This window comes from Halorubrum aidingense JCM 13560, assembly GCF_000336995.1.
In the GTDB taxonomy this organism is placed as follows: Archaea; Halobacteriota; Halobacteria; order Halobacteriales; family Haloferacaceae; genus Halorubrum; species Halorubrum aidingense.
In genome coordinates, this window is record NZ_AOJI01000011.1 from 23,752 (window position 1) to 44,472 (window position 20,721).

A 20,721-nucleotide genomic window follows, 5' to 3' on the forward strand; every position below is an offset into this window, starting at 1 on the left:
GATGAGCGGCGACGGCGCGGGCCCCGTAGACGCGGGTCGGGGACCATCGGCCGATCCGCTCTCAGAGCGCGTCCGGGCGAAGTCGGCCGCCCTGTGGGGAGCTGTCGGGGGATTCGCGTTCCTCGTCCTCGCACAGGGCTACCTCCTGATCGGCGGCGTCGGCGATCTGCCCGTGGGGTACGCGGGCCTGTTCGCGATCGCGGGCGCGATCGCCGTCGCGTCCGGCGGCCTCGCGTACGTGACGGAGCATCGACTCCACGCGAAAAGAAGGACTTAACAGTCCCACCGGATTATCTCGGAGTGAGCCAGGATGGCCGAGTGGTAAGGCGCACGCCTGGAAAGCGTGTTCCCTTCCGGGATCGGGGGTTCAAATCCCTCTCCTGGCGTTTTCCGCGATTTGTCTCGCACCGAGCAACGCCTGTGATCTCACTGACGATCGCGTTTTCGACCCGACCGTCGACCGCCGAGTACCGGCGACAGCGACGCCGTGAACGACAAGGACGGCGACGACAGCGACGACAGCGACACAGACGACCGCCCCGCCAGAAGACTCATTAGTGTGGGTAACGTTGTCACGGGTGACGATGCCAGACACGAAATCGGGCCGCGAGCGGAAAGGGCGAAACAAGCGTCAACAGCTGGAGAGCCACCTGAACCGCCGCGAGCTCGCCGCTGCCGAGGAACCGCCGGAGCCGACGCTTGACGAACTCGACTCCGAGTATCTCACCACCGACGTCGAAATCGATCGGTGAGCCGCGGTCGGTTCTCGACGGGAATTCTCACTGCTTCCGCGATCGGCGCCGGGAGTGGGTGTTGCAGACCGCCAGTGGCGACGTGATTTATACCTGATCGAGAGCGGCAGCGGCGACTATTTTATAACTGAACGACTGCGGTGGCGCGCGTCCAAACGGCCGCCCCCGGCGGCCGTGAGAAGCGCCCGACGAGGCTGGGGAGGTGTGCGGTGCGGAGCTGTGCGGTGCGGTCGAGCCGTTAGCACCGTTTCTGCCACGATCAACGACTGATAAACAGTCGACAGCAACACCACTGTTTCATCTATAAACGGTCACTCCAGCCGATCGATCCACTCACTCTCGCCCTCGATCGCTGCTGCCGCCGCCTTGAGCGGATCCCACATCGGACACCAATTTTGAGTATATAAACTGCCCGCTCGACGCGATCTGATCGTCATCCAGATCCATGCTAACTACCCACATAAATTGATCCGGACGACTGCGGTGTCATGCGATTTCGGCGTTTGCCGCTGCCGATTCGACGCCGCTACCGGATCGCCAATCAACGATGGGTTTATATAGAATCACAATCAATCAAACGCTGTATGAGCCAGCGAATGCAGCAGGGTCAGCCGATGATCATCATGGGCGACGACGCCCAGCGCGTCAAGGATCGTGACGCACAGGAGTACAACATCTCCGCGGCGCGAGGCGTCGCCGAGTCCGTACGGTCGACGCTCGGACCGAAAGGGATGGACAAGATGCTCGTCGATTCGACGGGCGGCGTCACCATCACGAACGACGGCGTCACCATCCTGCAGACGATGGACATCGACAACCCGACCGCCGAAATGATCGTCGAGGTCGCCGAGACCCAGGAGGACGAGGCCGGCGACGGTACGACGAGCGCGGTCGCCATCGCGGGCGAACTGCTGAAGAACGCCCAGGAGCTGCTCGAACAGGACATCCACCCGACCGCCGTCATCAAGGGCTTCAACCTCGCGAGCGAGTACGCCCGCGAACAGGTCGACGAAGTCGCGACCACGGTCGACCCCGACGACGCGGCGACGCTGAAGAGCGTCGCCGAGACGTCGATGACCGGGAAGGGCGCGGAGCTCGACAAGGAGACGCTCGCTGATCTGGTCGTTCGCGCGATCCAGGGCGTCACCGTCGAGGCCGACGACGGCTCGCACGTCGTCGACCTCCAGAACCTCAACATCGAGACCCGAACCGGCCGCGCAGCCGGCGAGTCGGAGCTGCTCTCGGGCGCCGTCATCGACAAGGACCCCGTCCACGACGACATGCCGACCGACTTCGAATCGGCGAACGTCCTCCTCCTCAACGATCCGATCGAGGTCGAGGAAGCGGACGTCGACACCGCTGTCAACGTCGAGTCCCCCGACCAGCTCCAGAAGTTCCTCGATCAGGAGGAGAAACAGCTCCGCGAGAAGGTCGACCGGATCGTCGACTCGGGCGCCGACGTCGTCTTCTGTCAGAAGGGCATCGACGACCTCGCACAGCACTACCTCGCGAAAGAGGGCATTCTCGCGGTCCGCCGCACGAAGAAGTCCGACCTCGGGTTCCTCAAGAACGTCCTCGGCGCGCCGATCGTCAGCGACCTCGACTCGCTGTCCGCCGACGACCTCGCGACCGGCACGATCACCCGCGACGAGGAGGAGGGGCTCTTCTACGTCGAGGGCGAGGACGCCCACGGCGTCACCCTGCTCCTGTACGGCACCACCGATCACGTCGTCGACGAGCTCGAACGCGGTATCGAGGACGCCATCGACGTGGTCGCGACGACCGTCTCCGACGGTCGGACGCTCCCCGGCGGCGGCGCCATCGAGGTCGAACTCGCGAGCCGACTCCGCGACTACGCCGACTCCGTCTCCGGCCGCGAGCAGCTCGCGGTCGAGGCGTTCGCCGACTCGCTGGAACTGATCCCGCGCGTGCTCGCCGAGAACGCCGGGCTTGACGCCATCGACCTGCTCGTCGACCTCCGCGCGGCCCACGAGGCCGGCGACACCGACGCCGGGCTGAACGTCTTCTCCGGCGAGGTCGAGAACACGACTGAGGCCGGCGTCGTCGAGACGGCCCACGCGAAAGAGCAGGCGATCGCCTCCGCCGCGGAGGCCGCGAACCTCGTCTTGAAAATCGACGACATCATCTCGGCCGGCGACCTGTCCACCTCCGGCGGCGACGACGAGGGCGGCGCCCCGGCCGGCGGCATGGGCGGGATGGGCGGCATGGGCGGGGCGATGTAACGTCGGGACGGAGACGCCCCACCCCACTGCGCTGACGACCCCGTAGCACCGTCGATCGACTGCGCGTTCGCACGTTTTTTCCGTTATTTTTCGCACTCTGACGCCGACCGCCGAGTGCCGTCTCGCGGTCGCCGCCGATCCGGAAGCCTCTAAATACCGTCCGGCAAATTTTGTGACATGCAGACGCTGCTTCTCAACAGCGACGACGTCGACGAGAACGCCCGCATGGACCGCGTCATCGATGCGGTTCGAGGCGCTTTCACCGCCTACGAGCGCGGAAACGCCAAGATGCCGCCGAAGTCGTACATCGACCTGCCCGAGTACAACGGCGACTTCCGGTCGATGCCGGCCTACCTCGACGTCCGCACCGAGGACACCGCCGAGGACGCCGGCTGGGACGCCGCCGGGATCAAGTGGGTGAACGTCCACACCGACAACCCGACCGATCACGATCTCCCGACGGTGATGGGGACGATGATCTACTCGGACCCCGAGACGGCGTTCCCGCTGGCGATCCTCGACGGGACGACGCTGACGATGAAGCGCACGGGCGCGGCCGCCGCCGTCGCCACCGACCACCTCGCGGTCCCCGACGCGACCTCGCTCGGGATCGTCGGCGCCGGCGTCCAGTCGTACACCCAACTCGACGCGATCGCCGAGGTCCGCGACATCGAGGAGGTCGTGATCAGCGACCTCGACGAGGAGCGCGTCGCCGACTTCATCGACGCCTTCGAGGGCCGCTTCGACGTCCGCGCCGGCTCCATCGCGGAGGCCGGCCACTGCGACATCCTCTCGACGGTGACGCCCGTCGAGACCCCCATCGTCGGCCCCGACGACGTGGGCGAGCACACGCACATCAACGCGATGGGCGCCGACGCCGCGGGGAAACACGAACTCGCCGACGACCTCCTGCTCGACGCCACCGTCGTCATCGACGACCACGAGCAGTGCACGCACTCCGGCGAGATCAACGTCCCGTACGCCGCCGGCACGCTCACCGACGCCGACATCTACGGCGAGATCGGCGAGATCGTCGTCGGGAACCGGCCCGGTCGCGACGACGGCGTCGAGGGCGTCACCGTCTTCGACTCGACCGGCCTCGCGATCCAGGACGTCGCGGCCGCCCGCGTCGTCTACGAACAGGCCGACGCCCACGACAACGGCTACCCGTTCGACCTGCTCGGGCTGGCCGAGTAGCGAGCGCACGCCCGCTCCTTTTTGACGCCGCCGCCCCTAGGAACTCGCGTGCAACTCGTCAGCGTCGCGGCGCTCGCGGAGAACCGGGTGATCGGCAGGGACGGCGAAGTCCCGTGGCCCCACATCGAGGCGGACGTCCGGCAGTACCGCGAGCGCGTCGCGGGCTCGCCCGTCATCCTCGGTCGGCGGACCTTCGACTCGATGCGCGACGACCTCCCCGGTGCCCGCCAGATCGTCGTGAGCCGCAGCGTGTCGTCGGTCGACGTGCCGTCCGCGGTCGTCGCCGGCGGCGCCGAGGAGGCGATCGAACAGGCCCGCCGGATCCTCGCCGACGGTGACTTCCCCGACGGAATCGTCTACGTCCTCGGCGGTGGCGGCATCTACGACCTGTTCGCGCCCCACGTCGACCGCATGGTCCTCAGCCACGTCGACGGCGCCTACGAGGGCGACACGTACTTTCCCGCGTGGGACGACGCGGAGTGGACGGTGGAACGCGAGACTCCGTACGACCGGTTCACGCTCCGCGAGTGGGTGCGGGATGTGGGGTCGGCCTAACGACTCGACGCGGACACACCACACAAACGTGCGCATAGAAAAGCATTAGAACCGGCTCGATAATCACGTAAGTGAATGAGTCTGCCCGAACCGGACCACGAGCTCGTGGCCGCCGAGCTCGGCCGGGAACCGACGACGGCCGAGGTCGCGCTGTTCGAGAACCTCTGGAGCGAGCACTGCGCGTACCGCTCCTCGCGTCCCCTCCTGTCGGCGTTCGACAGCGAGGGCGATCAGGTCGTCGTCGGGCCCGGCGATGACGCGGCCGTGCTCGCGTTGCCGGAGCCTGCGGCCGCCGACACGCCGCCCGCCGACCGCGACGCCGACGACTACGGCGACCAGTACGTCACCTTCGGCGTCGAGAGCCACAACCACCCCTCCTTCGTCGACCCGTTCGACGGGGCCGCCACCGGCGTCGGCGGCATCGTCCGCGACACCATGTCGATGGGCGCGTACCCGATCGCTCTCCTCGACTCGCTGTACTTCGGCGGCTTCGACCGCGAGCGCTCGCGGTACCTCTTCGAGGGCGTCGTCGAGGGAATTTCCCACTACGGCAACTGCATCGGCGTCCCGACCGTCGGCGGTAGCGTCGCCTTCCACGGCGGTTACGAGGGGAATCCCCTCGTCAACGTCGCCTGCGTCGGTCTCACGAACGAGGAGCGACTCGTCACCGCCACCGCCCAAGAGCCCGGCAACAAGCTGGTTCTGGTCGGCAACGGCACCGGACGCGACGGCCTCGGCGGCGCGTCGTTCGCCTCGGAGGACCTCGCCGAAGACGCCGAGACGGAGGACCGTCCCGCGGTGCAGGTCGGCGACCCCTACGCCGAAAAGCGGCTGATCGAGTGCAACGAGGCGCTCGTCGACGAGGACCTCGTTCTCTCGGCGCGGGACCTCGGCGCGGCCGGTCTCGGCGGCGCCTCCTCGGAACTCGTCGCGAAGGGCGGGCTCGGCGCCCGGATCGACCTCGACGCCGTCCACCAGCGCGAGCCGAACATGAACGCGATGGAGATCCTGCTCGCCGAGAGCCAAGAGCGGATGTGCTACGAGGTCGCCCCGGAGAACGTCGATCGCGTCGCCGCGCTCGCCGACCGGTTCGACCTCGGCTGTTCGGTCATCGGCGACGTGACCGACGGGAACTACGTCTGTACGTTCGCCGGCGACGCCGAGGCGGACGCCGAGGGCGACGCCGCCGATGCCGAGCCCGAAATCGTCGTCGACGTCGACGCCGAGTTCCTCGCCGACGGCGCCCCGATGAACGACCTCGCGAGCGAGGCTCCGACGCAACCGGAGCGAGACCTCCCGGACCCGGCGCCCGCGCTCGACGAGGCCGTCGAGTCGGTCGTCGCCGCGCCGTCGACCGCGAGCAAGCGCTGGGTCTACCGCCAGTACGACCACGAAGTCGGCGCTCGCACCGCGAGAAAACCCGGCGACGACGCCGCGATCATGGCGATCCGAGAGACCGCGTCGAGCGACGCGGCCGACCTCGCCCCGGACGATCAGGGCGTCGGTCTCGCGCTCTCGTCGGGCGCGAACCCGAACTGGACCGAGACCGCCCCGTACGAAGGGGCTCGCGCCGTCGCCCTCGAAAACGCGACCAACCTCGCCGCGAAGGGCGCGGTCCCGCTCGCGGCGGTCGACTGCCTCAACGGCGGCAACCCGGAGAAGCCGGACGTGTACGGCGCGTTCAAGGGGATCGTCGACGGGCTCGCAGACGCCTGCGCCGCGCTCGACGCGCCCGTCGTCGGCGGTAACGTCTCGCTGTACAACGACAGCGTCGCGGGGCCGATCCCGCCGACCCCGACGCTCGCGCTGCTCGGGACCAAACAGGGGTACGACGCCCCGCCGGCCGCCCTCGACGGCGACCGTGCGGCCGACTCCGAACTCCTGCTCGTCGGTGCCGGCGGCGGCGCTCTCGGCGGCTCCGAGTACCTTGCGCAGGCCGGCGGGTCGGATCGGTTCCCGGCGCTTCCCGACTTCGACTCCGGTTCCGACTCCAACTCCGCCCCCGACTCCCCCGCGCTCGCCGACTTGATCGCGTCGCTCGCGGCGGTCGCGCGCCACGAGTCGACGCTCGCGGCCCACGACGTGAGCGACGGTGGACTCGCGGTCGCGCTCGCGGAGCTGGTGACCGACGCGGCCGGCGCGGACGTGACGCTTCCCGACCGCGTCGCCGCCTTCGAGGAGACGCCCGGTCGGCTCGTCGTCCAGACGACCGACCCCGAGGCGGTCGCGGACCTCGCCGGCGACGTCCCCGTCCTCCGGCTCGGCGAGGTGACGACCGACGGGACGCTGTCGCTCTCGGTCGACGACGAGTCGGTCGCGCTCGACGCGGACGCGATCCGCGACCTCCGCGGTGTGATCGAGCGCGAACTGGCCTGAACCGCGGCGGCCGCGGAGCGTCGACCGCCATTGTCACCACGGGAAAGCGAGCGATATGCTTTTAGGTACTCCTAAAATATATGGTGGCAATCACGGGACGACGCCCGACGCGGCGCCCGATACACCGATGGCACAAACGCAATCAGTCGGCACGAGACGGTCGAGCGGGGAGTCGAGTGGAACGCCCGCCGAGTCCGCGCCGGATTCGGTGTTGTCGCTGTCGGCGGTCACGAAGGAGTTCGGTCCCGAGACCGCCGTCGACGGCGTATCGCTCGACGTGCGGCCCGGCGAACTCCTCACGTTCCTCGGGCCGTCCGGGTGCGGCAAGACGACGACGCTCCGGACGATTGCCGGGTTAGAGGAGCCCACGGACGGCCGGATCACCCTCGGCGGCGAGACCGTCGCCGGCGACGGCGCGTTCGTCCCGCCGGAGCAGCGGGACGTCGGCATCGTCTTCCAGAACTTCGCGCTGTTCCCGCACCTCACCGTCCGCGAGAACATCGCGTTCGGCTTGGAGGACGCGGACGAGGAGGCGACCGCGGCGCGCGTCGACGACCTGCTCGAACTGGTCGACATGCCCGAACACGGCGAGAAGACGCCCGACCAGCTCTCGGGCGGACAGAAACAGCGCGTGGCGCTCGCCCGGTCGCTCGCGCCCGAGCCGGACGTTCTGTTGCTCGACGAGCCGTTCTCGAACCTCGACGTGCGCCTCCGCGTGGAGATGCGCGAGGAGGTCCGCCGCATCCTGAAGGACGCGGGCGTCACCGCCGTCTCCGTCACCCACGACCAAGAGGAGGCGCTCTCGATCTCCGACCGCGTCGCCGTCATGAACGACGGACAGATCGAACAGGTCGGCCGCCCGGAAGCCGTCTTCGAGCGGCCCGAGTCGAAGTTCGTCGCCTCCTTCCTCGGTCGGGCGTCGTTCCTGGAGGGCCACCTCCGCGACGGGAAAGTCGAGACCGGGATCGGCCGGTTCGACGCCGTCACGCTGGAGGGGTACGACACGGTCTACGACGGGGCGCCCGTCGACGTGCTCGTCCGCCCCGACGACCTGCGGGCGACCCCCGCGACCGCCGAACTGGCCGACGGAACTATCGTCTCGCGGCAGTACGTCGGCCCCTCGTTCGTCTATCGCGTAGAGTTGGAGTCCGGCGACGTCGTCCACTGCCTGCACAACCACGTCGAGGAGTTCGACCTCGACGAACCGGTGAGTCTGGACCTCACCGCGGACCACCCGCTCGCCTGGTACCCGCGGTAAGCGGGCCGCTATCGGCAGTTCTCGGTGTGTTTATAAACCGCGAGCAGCGGCGTCGATCAGAACGTGAACAGGAACGGGATGACGTACGCGATCAGCAGTCCGATCAGGGTGACGGCCGCGCCGATGCCGACCTCGCGGCCCCCGAACTCCTGCATCGGGGCGGTCACGCGCTTGTCCGGGTCGGGTTCGTGGGAGTGATCGTCCATGCTCGCGGATCCGGTCGGGGGATACATAAGGGCACCTGAACGGTGTGACGGACGCAATGTCCGATCATCCCTATTTGGAACGATCGCCGGGGAGGCTTCTCAGACATTACGTGAATCGATACGTACGATCGGCGTCGAGGAGCGCTATGAGCGATTCACTTGGGGTAAAATAACCATTCTGAAAACGTGGCCCAAAGTCAGATTACTCTGAGTTTTCCGGGCCGGGAGTCGTCACAGAGATCTCGAGCGTTCCGCTCAGATTATCATCGACACTCGCGTCTTCTCCCGTCGTATCAACTATGATTTGGAATGCGACTTGCTCTCCCGGACCGAAGTAAGCGGAGTCAACTCCTCCCGGGTTACCTTCATGATAATCTGGGACGGTTTGCGAATCAGTATTTGTATCCGACCAGGGATTTCCCTGCGCGAATGGGCGGAACGTTATTTTTGATCCTCCGAAATCACTGTGCCAATTTAGATCACTTTCATCTACCCAGCTCCGGTCATCTAGTGTGTAATCAACTGAAATATTGTGGGCGACATTGTCGTTGTTCTGCACAACAAATGCAGTGTGTACGTCCTCGAGGTCCGTACGAACTTGGTCGAGGTCATCACCAATTGTGTAGACAGAATCCAAATTGATGCCCTCTCCATTCGTTCCGGAGAGATCTATCGAAAGAGTCCCATCGGACATCTCTACGGAATCATCCGCGCCTGTCCCTGCACTAAGCGAGATGATACCGCTACTGTCTGTGGTGACTTCAGCTACGTTTGCGCTTCGGTCTGCAGTGAATGTCGTAACCGCGCCCGTACCCATTGCAGCCGCGCTTCCCGTAGCCAATGCACCCGCGCCGATGATGAATTTACGTCGTTCCATGGTTGGTCTACCTCTGTTACCGCACGCGACCCGCGTCCGAGGACACGAGACATCCCGTGTCACCGGGGTCGCTCTACTTCACCCATGGAGCGTACCCACTATCGTTATGAGTCAGCAGAAGGTTCTCAGGAGGAGACTGAACGGATTTCTGGACTGGTCTGTGGTGGTTCAGACACACCCATCTACGACGCCAGTGGGGCGAGATCGGCCGCGGTGCTCCCGATCGATTGAACCGATTAGATCGGTCGGGCGCGAGTTGCGTCCTCGCCGTCGATCTCCTACCGTGGCACGTGAACAATCGCGGATGGATGTCGAGACAGTGATCGAGCCTCGCCCGAGTCGTTTGTCGCCGTCACACCTCTTCAGTCACTTTGTCGTCTATTGAACGCTGCTCGAACGGGGCTTTGTCACCTTTTGCGGGGCGTCGCCTGAGACCCGTTCGCGAGTTGGACCGATCTGCTCAGTCGTCTTCCTCTGCTGTCTCGCTGTCGGTGATTTCTTGGCCCGCACCGGTCCCCCAGTTGTCCGGTAGATCGTCGTCATAGACGTCATACTCCGGATGCACGAACGTCTGGTTCGTTCCGAGGAATCTGACTGCGACGAGCTTTCCGCTCGGATCGCCGTCGAACGAGTGCCTGAGCTTCTTCGAGGTGTCCCAGTCAAACGGTCCTTCCTCGGTAGCGTCGTCGAGATCGAGCTTGTCTTCACCATCACTTGGTTCGACGAACCACGCCTCCGCTTCGAGCGTTCGACCTCCGGCGCTCGCGTCCGCGTCTCCCGCGCCGCGGAAGGTCACTTCCGACACGGAGTCGATGCACGACACGTCGAACTCGCGCGTGTCGCCGAACAGTTTCGCGACCACTCCGGTCGCCTCCACGGTGACGGTTATCTCCACTTGCGAGGTCCCTCCGCCACCCGCACAGTCAACTTCTCCCAGTATCACATCCGTGTCTCCTGTCCCGAACTCGTCTCGCTTTTCTTCGACGATCTCGACCGTCGGAGAACTGTCGCCATCGTTCTTCGGGGAGACGTTGGCATCGACGTCGGTTATTTTTAAGTTGACGTTCTCGGGGAATCTGTTCTCGACGGTCACTAGGTCTATCATCCCGTCGCCGTTCTCGTCGGTCGGTACGATTCTGTCACGTGCTCGGTATCCCACAAACGCCTCGTCGTCCGATACGACGTTCACCTCCACTCCCCGATCCGCCTCCATGCTGCTGAACGCGCCGGTGCCGACGCTCATCGTGCCGGAGCTCGCGCCGCCGATCAGGAGGATGAGGTGTCGTCGTTTCATGTATGGAGATCCACGCTTCGGTCAGGTTACCCAACGCGTTCTGTCCCTATGGTTATACACTCCCAGAAGACCCGCAACGACTGCCTGAAACCGGGTCTCTCACACCAGTTCTGGGGGATCCTCGGGGTTGCCAACCTTCATTTCCGTCGTGTAGTACTTGTGCGTGATCGCCGAGAAGGCGAAGGCGACGACGATCGCGACCGTCCACGCGAACTCCGGTAGGAGGACGAACGGCCACGCGCCGACCCACACGGCGCCGGCGAGGGCGACGGCGACCCCGGAGAGCCCCAGGTAGTAGTCGCTCCACGGGATCTCCCTGCCCTTCACCACGTCCATGTAGAGGTCGATGTCGGTCAGCGCGGGGGTCGGCTCGACGATCCCGCGGCTCTTGTTGAACTCGACGACGCCCGCCTCGTCCATCTTCGGCAGGTGCGACTGCTGGAGCGCGGTGTAGACGCGCTTGCGCTCGGTGCCCGTGATCTCCGTCGTGTCGATGTCGTTTTCCCACGCCGCGATCTGCTCGGCCATCTCGCCGATCGCGATCGAATCGTCCGTCTCGCGTTTCAACAGGTGTACCGCGAACCGCCGTCGCTGGTTCGATAACACGTCGAACAGCTCGTCCTCGGTAATCTCTGTCGTCGGCTCGCCGCCTCCCCCCTCGATCTGCTGTACCGACGCCATTTCTGTCAGACACATATGAGCACGCCAACATAAATCCCGTGGTTATGATAGCTAGCTAAACTTTCTCGCCGTTCAAATAGCCGCCAAACTACAAAGAAAAATACCCCGATTTAACGCTGTTTGAGTGCTTAGAGTACGGATTAGCTAATTTGAATCTAACGCCTCCCCGTGTTTTTCTCTCCACACTTATATCAATATATAAATGTATTTGTTCTTGCCTATAACTGGTTCTGAGTTACCCTGAACGAACTACGACCGAATCTCAGGGCGGGCCTGAAAGGGCCAGATGGACTTCCGGCTGGACCTGAAACATGTCGCGATCGTTTAATATCACGCAGATGATTTTCTGGCGATTCATAACGATATTGGTAAGCGCCAATTGTTGAGTCAGCGCGATAGCAAACTCTCTTGGCACTGTTGACCATGCGAGTTGATCGAATTCAACAAACGGTGGAGTGATCCACACAATAAACAGATGCCCACCGCCCGCCGCACCCTGATCCTCGCCCTGCTGCTCGTAGCCGCAGGGTCGCTGGCGTTCGCCACGGGTGCGACGGTGCTCGACGGCCCGGCGGACACCTTCGCGGACGACGACCTCGCGGTCCAGCCGGCTGACGGCCCGAACGGGAACTACGCCTATTTAACTGACGACGACGAGATCGTCGTCGACGTCTCGCCGACGAACCCGAATCTCCCGGCGGACTTCGAGGGCGTCAACCCCGACGCGCTCGCGTCGGCGGACGGCGTGTTCACGATCACGTACACGGCCGACGAGTACGCGCGCGTGTGGATCGATCACCCCGACGAGACGGTGACGTTCACGTCGGACGGTGAGTCGATCGAGGGAGAGGCGAACAACGTCACGCTCGCGCCCAACGAGTCGGTCGCGGTCGGGCTCTCGATCGACACCCGCGACGAGGTCGCGGGGACGCAACTGGGCGCCGACGAGTTCTCGATCAACGCGACGATTGCGGACCCCGAGACGGCGGACATCGAGGACGACTCGGGGTCGTCGGGGTCGTTGACCGGCGGCGGCCTGACCACGACAGTGACGGCGCCGGACGCGAACCGGCGAGAGTTCGTCGCGTCCGACATCGGCCACGGAGCCACCGTCCGCTTCGGCGCGGACGGGATGGCGCTCGACGACGAGGACGTGACGCTCGACGGCCTCGACCTGGAGGGCGTCGAGAACGAGCGCGTCGAACTGCACGCGGCGGGGAGTCGGGACCCTCCCGACAACGGGAGCGCGCTGGACGCGCCGACCGCGCCGCGGTCGGTGGCGTACCTCGCGCTGGAGCACGACTTCGAGCCCGACGCGGTCGACGGCATGACGATCCGGTTCAGCGCGGACCGCGACCGTCTCAACGCGACCGACGTCGACCCCGCGGACGTGACGTTCTACCGGCAGACCGACGCGGGCGAGTGGGACGAGAAGCCGGTCGCGGTCGTCGACGACGAGGCGGTCGAGTCCGAAGGGCTCCCGACGGACCGCGTGCACTTCCGCGCGACGACCGAGGAGTTCTCCACGTTCGCGGTCGCCGAGCGGGTCCCCCGCTACGACGTGACGGCCGCGACCGTCGAGCCGGCGGCGATCGACCCCGGCGACGAGGTGACCGTTCGGGCGACGGTCGCGAACGGCGGCGGCGCGGCGGGCGAAGAGACGGTCACGCTGACCGCCGACGGCGATCCGATCGCGAACGAGACGGTCGCGCTCGCCCCGAACGAGACGGCGACGGTCGAGCTCGCCGCTGCCGTCGAGGCCGCGGGCAGCTACGACCTCGCGGTCGACGGGACCCCGGCCGGCACGCTGCTCGTCGGCGACGCCGGAACCGATACGAGCGGCGACGGAGACGGGGACGCCCAGGCGGGGAGTTCGGACGACGACGGCGCTGCGACCGGTGACACCGCGACCGACGATGAGTCGATCGACGACGGCCCGGCCGACGACGGCCCGACCGAGGAGCCCGGCGGTATCGGTCTCGCGGCGCTCGGCGGGTTGCTCGCGCTCCTCGTCTCGGTCACCGCTGGCGTCGCGCTGTTCCGGCGGCTACCACGGTGAACACCGATGAGTGCGACGCGTCGATCGAACGGCATCCCGCTCGTGCTCATCGGCGCGCTGCGCGGGCGCCAATCCTTATACGCTGGTCTACGAGGGTGTGACCGTGAGAGCGCTGTCGACCGACGGATCGGGTGCCGGATCGGACGACGGGTCGGGTGGCGGGCCGGCCGACGGGCCGGAGAGAAACGAGCCAGCGAGCGCGAGCGCGAGCAGCGGGTTCCGGGCGGAGCTGGCGGCGAGCGTTCGCGTCGTCGACGTCCTGCTGCTCCTCCTCGTTCCGGGGGCGCTGCTCGCCGTCTTCGCGCTTCCGGAGTCGGTTCGGCGGGGTCTCGCGTTCTCGTACACCGATCCGACCCTCGCGACCGCGTTCGCATCCCACTTCGTCCACCTCGATGCGAGCCACCTCGCCGGCAACGCGGTCGGGTACGCCCTGCTCGCCGGCGTCGGATACGCGATCGCGGTGTTGAGCGCCCACCGGCGGTTCTTCCTGACGGCGCTGGCGACGTTCCTGCTCGCGTTTCCGATCGCGCTCTCGGCGCTGAACCTGGCGGTCCCCCGCGACGCGATCGGCTTCGGTTTCTCCGGGATCAACATGGCGCTGGCGGGGCTGCTTCCGCTCCTGTTGGGCGTGTACGCTCGGGAGCGGTTCGTTCCGTCGGCGTCGCTCCGGGCGCTTCCGGCGGCGTTCTTCCCGCTGGTCGGGTGGATCGCGCTGCTCGCGCTTCCGCGATCGACGGACGGTTTCGGTCTCGCGGGAACCGCCACGGCGGTCGCGGGCGTCCTGCTCGGGATTCTCTACGCGTCGAGCACGGGGGTGCGGCTCCGCCGCTCGACGCTCGGGAGCGTTCGGGATATCGCGTCGCGTCCGGGGTACGGCGACCTGTTCGTCGCCGGCGCGGTGCTGGTCGTCGGGTACCCGGTCGTGGGCTTCCCCGCCGATCCGACCGGCGAGGGGAGCGTCGTGAACCTGTACGTCCACCTGCTCGGGTTCTGTCTCGCGTTTATCGGGCCGTTCGCGCTGCTCGCGGGCGGTGCGTTCGAGGAGTGACGAGGGATTCGGGCCGACGACGCGGTCGGAACGCGGCGCCTTTCACCCGCGACGGGTCCCGCTCGGAACCGCGAATTTATAACGCACCGATGACATTCACGGATCGACGCTACCTGACGGTAACACAACACGAACGACATCGTCCCGACTGGCCCGGCCGCTCCGACCGCACCGGCCGCGTCGGGGGTCGTCGCCGCCGCTGTCGCGGTCCCGTTCGCGGTCGCCGCCTCTGTCGGCGTCCCAACCCCTGCCGCGGCAGTGCGTGACGACGCGGGGCGGGAACGACGACACACCGACAACACATGTCCATCAAACGAACACTCTCGATCGCGCTGCAGGTCGGCGCCGTGCTCGTCGTCGTCTCGCTCATCGTGGGACAGTACCTCGGGCAACCGGTGCTCCTCAGCTTCGTCGAGACCGGGAGCATGCAGCCGACGCTCGCTCCCGGCGACGGCTTCATCGCGATTCCGGCGCCGCTCGCGGGCGGGATCGGCCCCGGCGACGTGGTCACCTTCGACGCCCAGGAGATCGAGGGGGGCGGCCTGACGACCCACCGCGTCGTCGAGGAGACGGAGCGAGGGTACGTCACGCAGGGCGACAACAACCCCTTCACCGACCAGGACGGGGGTGAGCCGATCGTCCAGGACGCGGACGTCGTCGCCAAGGCGCTCACCGTCGGCGGGGGCGTGGTCGTGATCCCCCACCTCGGGACGGTCGCGATGGCGTTCCAGTCGGCGCTCGACTCCGCACAGACGTGGCTGGCGGTCACGTTCGGGGTCCGGTCGCTACAGGGGACACAGGGGCTGGCGTACCTCCTGTTCGGGCTCTCGGCGGTCGCGTACGCGGTCGACTGGTACCTCGAGTCGGGCACCCGCGAGCGGGCCGCGCGCGACCGCTCGCGCGACGACGGCACCTCGGTGTTCCTCATCGTCGGGATCCTCGCGCTCGTGTTGATGGCGACGGCGACCGCGGCGATGGTCGTTCCGGGCGGCACACAGGAGTACGGCGTCGTGAGCGCCGAGTTCGAGTCGGAGAACCCGACGGTCATCGAGAGCGGGCAGAGCGAGGACCTGCCGTACGTCGTCCCCAACGCCGGGCTCGTCCCGGTGTACGCGTACGTCACGCCGGCGAGCCCCGGCGTCGAGGTCGCGCCCGAGCGGGTCGCCGTCGGCAGTCGGGGGGAAGCGGAGACGACGGTGACGCTTACCGCCCCCGACGAGACCGGCTACTACCGGCTGTTCGTCGTCGAGCACCGGTACCTGGCGGTGTTGCCGCCGGGCGTCATCGACGCGCTGTACCGGATCCACCCGTGGGCGCCCCTCGCGGCGATCAACGGGCTGCTCGGCGGCGGCATCCTCGCGCTCGGGCTGGTGCTGCTCCGCGGCGAACCGGCGCGGATCCGTTCTCGGGAATCGCGCGCGAAACCCCCGCTGTACCGCCGTCTCCTCCGCGCGTTCTACAGGTAACTATGAGCTCCTCGACATCCCCAGACGAAACCCGCCTCCGGCTTCGGGCGGTGCTGCACGCACAGTTCGCCGCGATCCTCGCGGTCTGTCTGCTCGTCGCCGCGGTCGGCGGCGGGGTGGCGTACACGACGCACGTCGACCCCGGCACGGAGACCGAGACGCGGACGGTCTCCTCGCTGACCGTCGAGAGCGAGTACGTCCACGCCGCGGAGGTGACAGAGCCGAACTCCGTGTTCGCGACCGGGACGGTGCTCGACGATCGGAACACGTACTTCACGCGGATCGCGCCGGTGCTCGACGTCGACGCGGAGACGACCTATCAGGCCGCGAGCGCCAGCGACGTCGACGTGCGACTGGAGTCCGTCCTCGTGATCCGCAACGTCGGCGAGGAGGGCACCGTCTACTGGAGCGAGCGCGAGACGCTGGCGAACGAGACCGTCTCCGACGTGGCGCCGGGCGAGACGGCGGCGGCGTCGTTCGCGCTCAACAGCTCCGCGGTCGACGCGACCGCGACGTCGATCGAGGAGGAGCTGGGCGCGTCGCCCGGCGAGACGGAAATCGTGGTCACGACGGACGTGGCGATCGACGGGACGATCGACGGCGAGGCGACCTCGTACTCGCGGACGATCGAGCTGCCCATCGACCACGGCGGCGACACGTACACGGTCAACGACCCCGGCGTGCAGTCGGACTCGCCGGACCGCACCGAACAGGTCACCGTCGAGCGGAGCTACGGGCCGCTCCGGTCGATCGGCGGGCCGCTCCTGCTCGTGATCGGACTCATCGGGGCCGGCGGGCTCGGGTACGCCCGTCGGGGGGACGACCTCGCGCTCACCCCCGCCGAGCGCGAGTATCTCGCGTACCGCGACGACCGCTCGGAGTTCGCCGAATGGATCACCCAGATCCGGCTGCCCGCGTCGGTCCACGAGCGCGAGGCGGCGACGGCGGGGAGCCTGCGGGACCTCGTCGACTTCGCGATCGACTCCGACACCGGCGTCATCGAGGACCCCCAGACCGGCGCGTTCCACGCGGTGACGCCCGACCTCGTCTACACGTACCGCCCGCCGTCGCCCGAGGGAGCGGCCGACGCGGAGCCCGACGAGCCGCGCGCCGCCGATACCGCGGCGGACGACCTCGATGCGGGCGACGCCGACGCGGCCGACGCCGATGGCTCCGACGGCGACGAGCCGAACTGATTCGGGATCGCGGCGGGCGATCCCGGACGGCGCCGCGGGTCTGCGAAAAGTAACCTACTTGAGGGCGCGCGGGCAACCGACGAGTGCAGTCCCGTGGTGTAGTGGCCAATCATAATGGCCTTTGGAGCCATTGACGGCGGTTCGAATCCGCCCGGGACTATTCTGCGGCGAGCAATTCCGCGAGCCGCGGGTACGTCCAGCGTCTTTCTCCGGTTCGAGATTCGCCCGGGACGATCCCGCGACGAACGATCCCGCGAGTCACGACGCCGGCCGTGGCGTCGGCCCTTAAAAGACGCAGGAAACGGCACAGCCCGGAGCGACCGTCGATCGAGGGCTACCCGGACGGATCCGACGCCGCAAGCCGTGGATCGCTCCGCTTCACTCGTCGGGTGTGAGGGCGTCGTCGCCGTCGCGTCGGTTGACGCTCTCCGAAGGTGCTCTGTCGAGAGCACTCCCGCCGAAGACGCTCTCGCGGATAGTTTGGTCTCCTCGCGTGGGCACGCGGGCGCGAAGACTAACTTGGAGCGCGACGGCACGACACCCCCGACCGTTATTACGCCGAGCGTAACCGTCCGCATCTCCCGCGTCACCCCGTCATCGATCCGGTGCGGGGCACGTCGTCGATTTGGGTTCGATCCGTCATCGACAGCACATCGGCGGGTGCATTACCCGCGCTTCGGTGGCGGTCCGCGCGCAAGCCCGGCGCGGGTGATCGGCGCCGCGATCGGCTGTGAACCGCCGCTGATCGACGATTTATAAACCCGTCAGACGGCCGTCGCCGTCGCGGCCCGAACGCGGATCGGCCGGTACAGCCCCCAACGAGGCTGTGCGAGCGTCTCACACACGCATGACACCCCACAAAGCATTTATATCGACCGCCTCATGTTTCGCTTGCAACCCCTACCCAATGACTGCAGTATTAAGTACCGAGAACCGAGTCCGGTCGCATCCCGATGAGGATGTTGGCGGCGACGACGAACGGGCGCGACTCGAAGGTGACGGGAAAGCTGCTGTGGTCGATGCAGAACACAACTAAACAATGACAAACGAAACAAACTATCGCACGAAGGCCAACGCGGTCTTCTTTGCGGCTATCATGGTGGTTTCCATGGTTGCAGTCGGCTTTGCGGCAGCGCCTGCTGCTGCAGTCGACGGCGACGATACCATCGAGTTTGAGGAGCAGGACCTCAGCGACGATGGAGAGGTAACGGCAACGATTACAGACGGAAACAACAGCACTCCGGTTGACGGTTCTGTTGTTGTCACCTACAACGATGGCTCCGATGAAATCGTTGCAGGTGTTTCAGATGTCTCCGAAGAGGGAGAAGTTACCATCGAAATTGAAGATGCTGATGGTTTCCCCGGAGACCACACTGCTCACGTGACCAACACGTCTGCTTCTGCGCAGACTGTTGGTGAGCCGGTAGATGCCAGTGGTGTGCAGGATTCGGCTACGGCCCTCGTCAACGATGAAGACGTTGACCGAGTGGTCGCCGACGGAGACCTCCACGGTAACGAACTGGTCTTCCAGGGCCAGACGCTGCTCGTGACCGGTCTGAACGCCTCCGCGAACCCCACGCTTCAGGAGCGTGTCGATGACGAGACGACGCGTACCCGCGCACAGCTGTCCACGAATGCACAGGGTAACGTCATTGTCGAGACCGAAAACCGCGCAGAGGGTGACTACTTCCTCTCCGGTGCCGGCTCTTCTGGCACTTCCTCGAACACGTTCGAGGTCATTGCTCAGGACCTCTCCGTTGAGTTCGACGAGGATGAGGTCGACAACGAGGGCGACACCAATGTCGACTTCGACGTCGAATCCGACCTCCGGAGCGACTACTCGCTGACGATCACCGAGGCTGACGAGAGCCTCGACGCAGAGGACCTGGAACAGATCTTCGGTGACCTCGACGCTTCCGAAAGCGACGACAATGAAGTTACGACGGATGCCGACATCGAAGACGGCACCTACTCGGCTAACTTCAGCGAGATCAACGCAGACGACTACGAGTTCGAATTCGAAGTCGTCGACACGACCGCTTCCGACACTGCGTCCATCACGGTGAACGAGGGCGAAGAAGGTGACGTCAGCCTTGGCGAGCAGATCGTCAACGAGAACCAGGGCGACGTTGCGGAAGTCACCATGGAATTCGACGACGACGTCGACGAAGGAACACTCGTCATCGGTGACGAGGAAGACGTTGGCTACCAGGGCAACGTGACTGTCGATGCTGACGGTGAGGAAGAAGTGACGATCCGCTTCAACACCTACACCGCTGGCATGGATGGCGATGCATCTGCATCTGACAACAACGTTGTCTCGATTGCAGACGCTGACGACTCTGATGCGGAGATCACCAGCTTCAGCCAGAACGAGGTTCGCGAGGGCGACGCCATCCTCGGTACGGGTGACTACGACCTGAGTGTGGCTGCCAGCGGCGACGCTGCTGACACGCTCGAGAACCCGGATACTCTGGGGACGCTCGTGATCGAGCCGCGCGAAACGACGAACCAGCAGATCTGGACGGCTTCGAGTAGCACCGTTGACGACATCCTCGACGCCGATGAGGATGAGCAGGTCGACGAGCTGACGAGCCAGATCGAGAACGACGCTGTCACGCAGACCGACTCGATCGCCTACGACGAGGACGCCGACGAGGGCGACGTCGTCATTCACCAGTTCGAAGCGTCTGGTCTCTCGGGCCTCCTCGAGAGCACTGGCGAAGACGATGAAGCTGCCCAGGTTACTGATCTCCTCGACAACGGTGACGGGATCGATGACGACGATTCGCTTGACCTGCGTATCCGCGAGACTGAATCTTCGGCATCCGCGAATGCAGAGCGCAAGCAGCTGCAGGGAGATGCTCTCGCCAACGCAGAATTCGTTCTCGTTAGCGAAGAGACAGACCAGATCTTCGTTGCGTACAACATCGAAGACACGAACGTTGAAGAAGGCGAAGAGTACGACGCTCGCTTCCGCGTTCAGGACGAGCGCCTCCTCGACATCAGCGACGATGACCGCGAGGACTACACGACAACGGAACTCAAGAATGAGTTCTACCAGTCCGTGAACGCCGCCTTCGGTGTCGAAGAAGCAACCTTCGACTTCGCACAGGACCCCTACAACGTGACGAACGCTGAGGGTCAGGTTGTTGAAGGAACGACCAATGTCGCACCCGGCAGTGAAGTGACTGTCCGCGTGCGCTCGGACTCCGGTACGAGCCCGTCGTTCATCAAGACGGCTGAGGATGTCAACGTCGGCGCCGACGGCTCCTGGAATGCTGAATTCGACTTCAGCAACCAGAACGTCGACGACGAGTTCACCATCACCATCCGCAACACGATCCTCGACGAGGATCCGGAAGTTGACGGAATGGTCGTCGAGCAGGTCGACGAGCCTGACGATGACGACTCCACGGACGACGACTCCACGGACGACGACTCCACGGATGACGACTCCACGGACGACGACTCCACGGACGACGACTCCACGGATGACGACTCCACGGACGA

General features: G+C 65.8%; 16 protein-coding genes and 2 tRNA genes. 14 read left to right on the forward strand and 4 right to left on the reverse strand.

The annotated features are described in order from the left end of the window. The first annotated feature begins 1 nt into the window (after nucleotide 1). The 8 genes from C461_RS01535 (at nucleotide 2) to C461_RS01565 (ending at nucleotide 8,381) form a co-directional block, all read left to right on the forward strand. Nucleotides 2-277 carry a hypothetical protein gene (locus C461_RS01535; RefSeq protein ID WP_007998029.1) on the forward strand — a complete coding sequence of 92 codons (276 nt, stop codon included), beginning with the start codon at nucleotides 2-4 and terminating at the stop codon, nucleotides 275-277. 27 nt (nucleotides 278-304) lie between these two features. Then, nucleotides 305-386 (forward strand) — tRNA-Ser (locus C461_RS01540). A gap of 198 nt (nucleotides 387-584) precedes the next feature. Beyond that, nucleotides 585-752 (forward strand): hypothetical protein, encoded by a 168-nt coding sequence (locus C461_RS15695; RefSeq protein WP_007998031.1) that lies wholly within the window; start codon nucleotides 585-587, stop codon nucleotides 750-752. A 596-nt stretch (nucleotides 753-1,348) separates the two neighbouring features. Continuing rightward, nucleotides 1,349-2,995, forward strand: a complete 1,647-nt coding sequence (gene thsB, locus C461_RS01545; protein WP_007998033.1) for a thermosome subunit beta — start codon at nucleotides 1,349-1,351, stop codon at nucleotides 2,993-2,995. 177 nt (nucleotides 2,996-3,172) lie between these two features. Then, nucleotides 3,173-4,192, forward strand: coding sequence for an alanine dehydrogenase (locus tag C461_RS01550; RefSeq protein WP_007998035.1), 1,020 nt, complete (start codon nucleotides 3,173-3,175; stop codon nucleotides 4,190-4,192). Nucleotides 4,193-4,240: 48 nt separating this feature from the next. Then, nucleotides 4,241-4,747 carry a dihydrofolate reductase gene (locus C461_RS01555; RefSeq protein ID WP_007998036.1) on the forward strand — a complete coding sequence of 169 codons (507 nt, stop codon included), beginning with the start codon at nucleotides 4,241-4,243 and terminating at the stop codon, nucleotides 4,745-4,747. A gap of 75 nt (nucleotides 4,748-4,822) precedes the next feature. Beyond that, a complete protein-coding gene (gene purL, locus C461_RS01560; RefSeq protein ID WP_007998037.1) occupies nucleotides 4,823-7,123 on the forward strand; it encodes a phosphoribosylformylglycinamidine synthase subunit PurL in 2,301 nt (766 codons plus the stop codon). A gap of 127 nt (nucleotides 7,124-7,250) precedes the next feature. Then, nucleotides 7,251-8,381: an ABC transporter ATP-binding protein gene (locus C461_RS01565; protein WP_049906197.1), complete on the forward strand. Its 1,131-nt coding sequence runs from the start codon at nucleotides 7,251-7,253 to the stop codon at nucleotides 8,379-8,381. A gap of 56 nt (nucleotides 8,382-8,437) precedes the next feature. On the opposite strand, the gene C461_RS15730 is transcribed toward C461_RS01565, so the two are convergent. The 4 genes from C461_RS15730 to C461_RS01575 all read right to left on the reverse strand — a co-directional run bounded on the left by C461_RS15730 (nucleotide 8,438) and on the right by C461_RS01575 (nucleotide 11,439). Continuing rightward, nucleotides 8,438-8,587, reverse strand: a complete 150-nt coding sequence (locus tag C461_RS15730; protein ID WP_007998039.1) for a DUF7550 family protein — start codon at nucleotides 8,585-8,587, stop codon at nucleotides 8,438-8,440. Between the two features lie 202 nt (nucleotides 8,588-8,789). Further along, nucleotides 8,790-9,464 carry a hypothetical protein gene (locus tag C461_RS15250; RefSeq protein ID WP_152418287.1) on the reverse strand — a complete coding sequence of 225 codons (675 nt, stop codon included), beginning with the start codon at nucleotides 9,462-9,464 and terminating at the stop codon, nucleotides 8,790-8,792. Nucleotides 9,465-9,924: 460 nt separating this feature from the next. Continuing rightward, nucleotides 9,925-10,707 carry a hypothetical protein gene (locus tag C461_RS01570; protein WP_152418288.1) on the reverse strand — a complete coding sequence of 261 codons (783 nt, stop codon included), beginning with the start codon at nucleotides 10,705-10,707 and terminating at the stop codon, nucleotides 9,925-9,927. 150 nt (nucleotides 10,708-10,857) lie between these two features. Beyond that, nucleotides 10,858-11,439 (reverse strand): DUF7344 domain-containing protein, encoded by a 582-nt coding sequence (locus C461_RS01575; RefSeq protein ID WP_007998043.1) that lies wholly within the window; start codon nucleotides 11,437-11,439, stop codon nucleotides 10,858-10,860. A gap of 475 nt (nucleotides 11,440-11,914) precedes the next feature. Between C461_RS01575 and C461_RS01580 the strand changes: the two genes are divergently transcribed. From C461_RS01580 to C461_RS01605, 6 genes are all read left to right on the forward strand, one after another. Then, nucleotides 11,915-13,498 carry a CARDB domain-containing protein gene (locus C461_RS01580; protein ID WP_007998045.1) on the forward strand — a complete coding sequence of 528 codons (1,584 nt, stop codon included), beginning with the start codon at nucleotides 11,915-11,917 and terminating at the stop codon, nucleotides 13,496-13,498. Between the two features lie 97 nt (nucleotides 13,499-13,595). Further along, nucleotides 13,596-14,546 carry a hypothetical protein gene (locus C461_RS01585; RefSeq protein ID WP_007998047.1) on the forward strand — a complete coding sequence of 317 codons (951 nt, stop codon included), beginning with the start codon at nucleotides 13,596-13,598 and terminating at the stop codon, nucleotides 14,544-14,546. Between the two features lie 302 nt (nucleotides 14,547-14,848). After that, nucleotides 14,849-16,012 (forward strand): signal peptidase I, encoded by a 1,164-nt coding sequence (locus C461_RS01590; RefSeq protein WP_007998055.1) that lies wholly within the window; start codon nucleotides 14,849-14,851, stop codon nucleotides 16,010-16,012. Between the two features lie 2 nt (nucleotides 16,013-16,014). Then, nucleotides 16,015-17,208 (forward strand): DUF5305 domain-containing protein, encoded by a 1,194-nt coding sequence (locus tag C461_RS01595; RefSeq protein WP_162138516.1) that lies wholly within the window; start codon nucleotides 16,015-16,017, stop codon nucleotides 17,206-17,208. An 87-nt stretch (nucleotides 17,209-17,295) separates the two neighbouring features. After that, nucleotides 17,296-17,368, forward strand: a tRNA-Gln gene (locus C461_RS01600). Nucleotides 17,369-18,247: 879 nt separating this feature from the next. Further along, nucleotides 18,248-20,721: BGTF surface domain-containing protein (locus tag C461_RS01605; protein ID WP_152418289.1), on the forward strand; the 2,474-nt coding region annotated here is incomplete at its 3' end.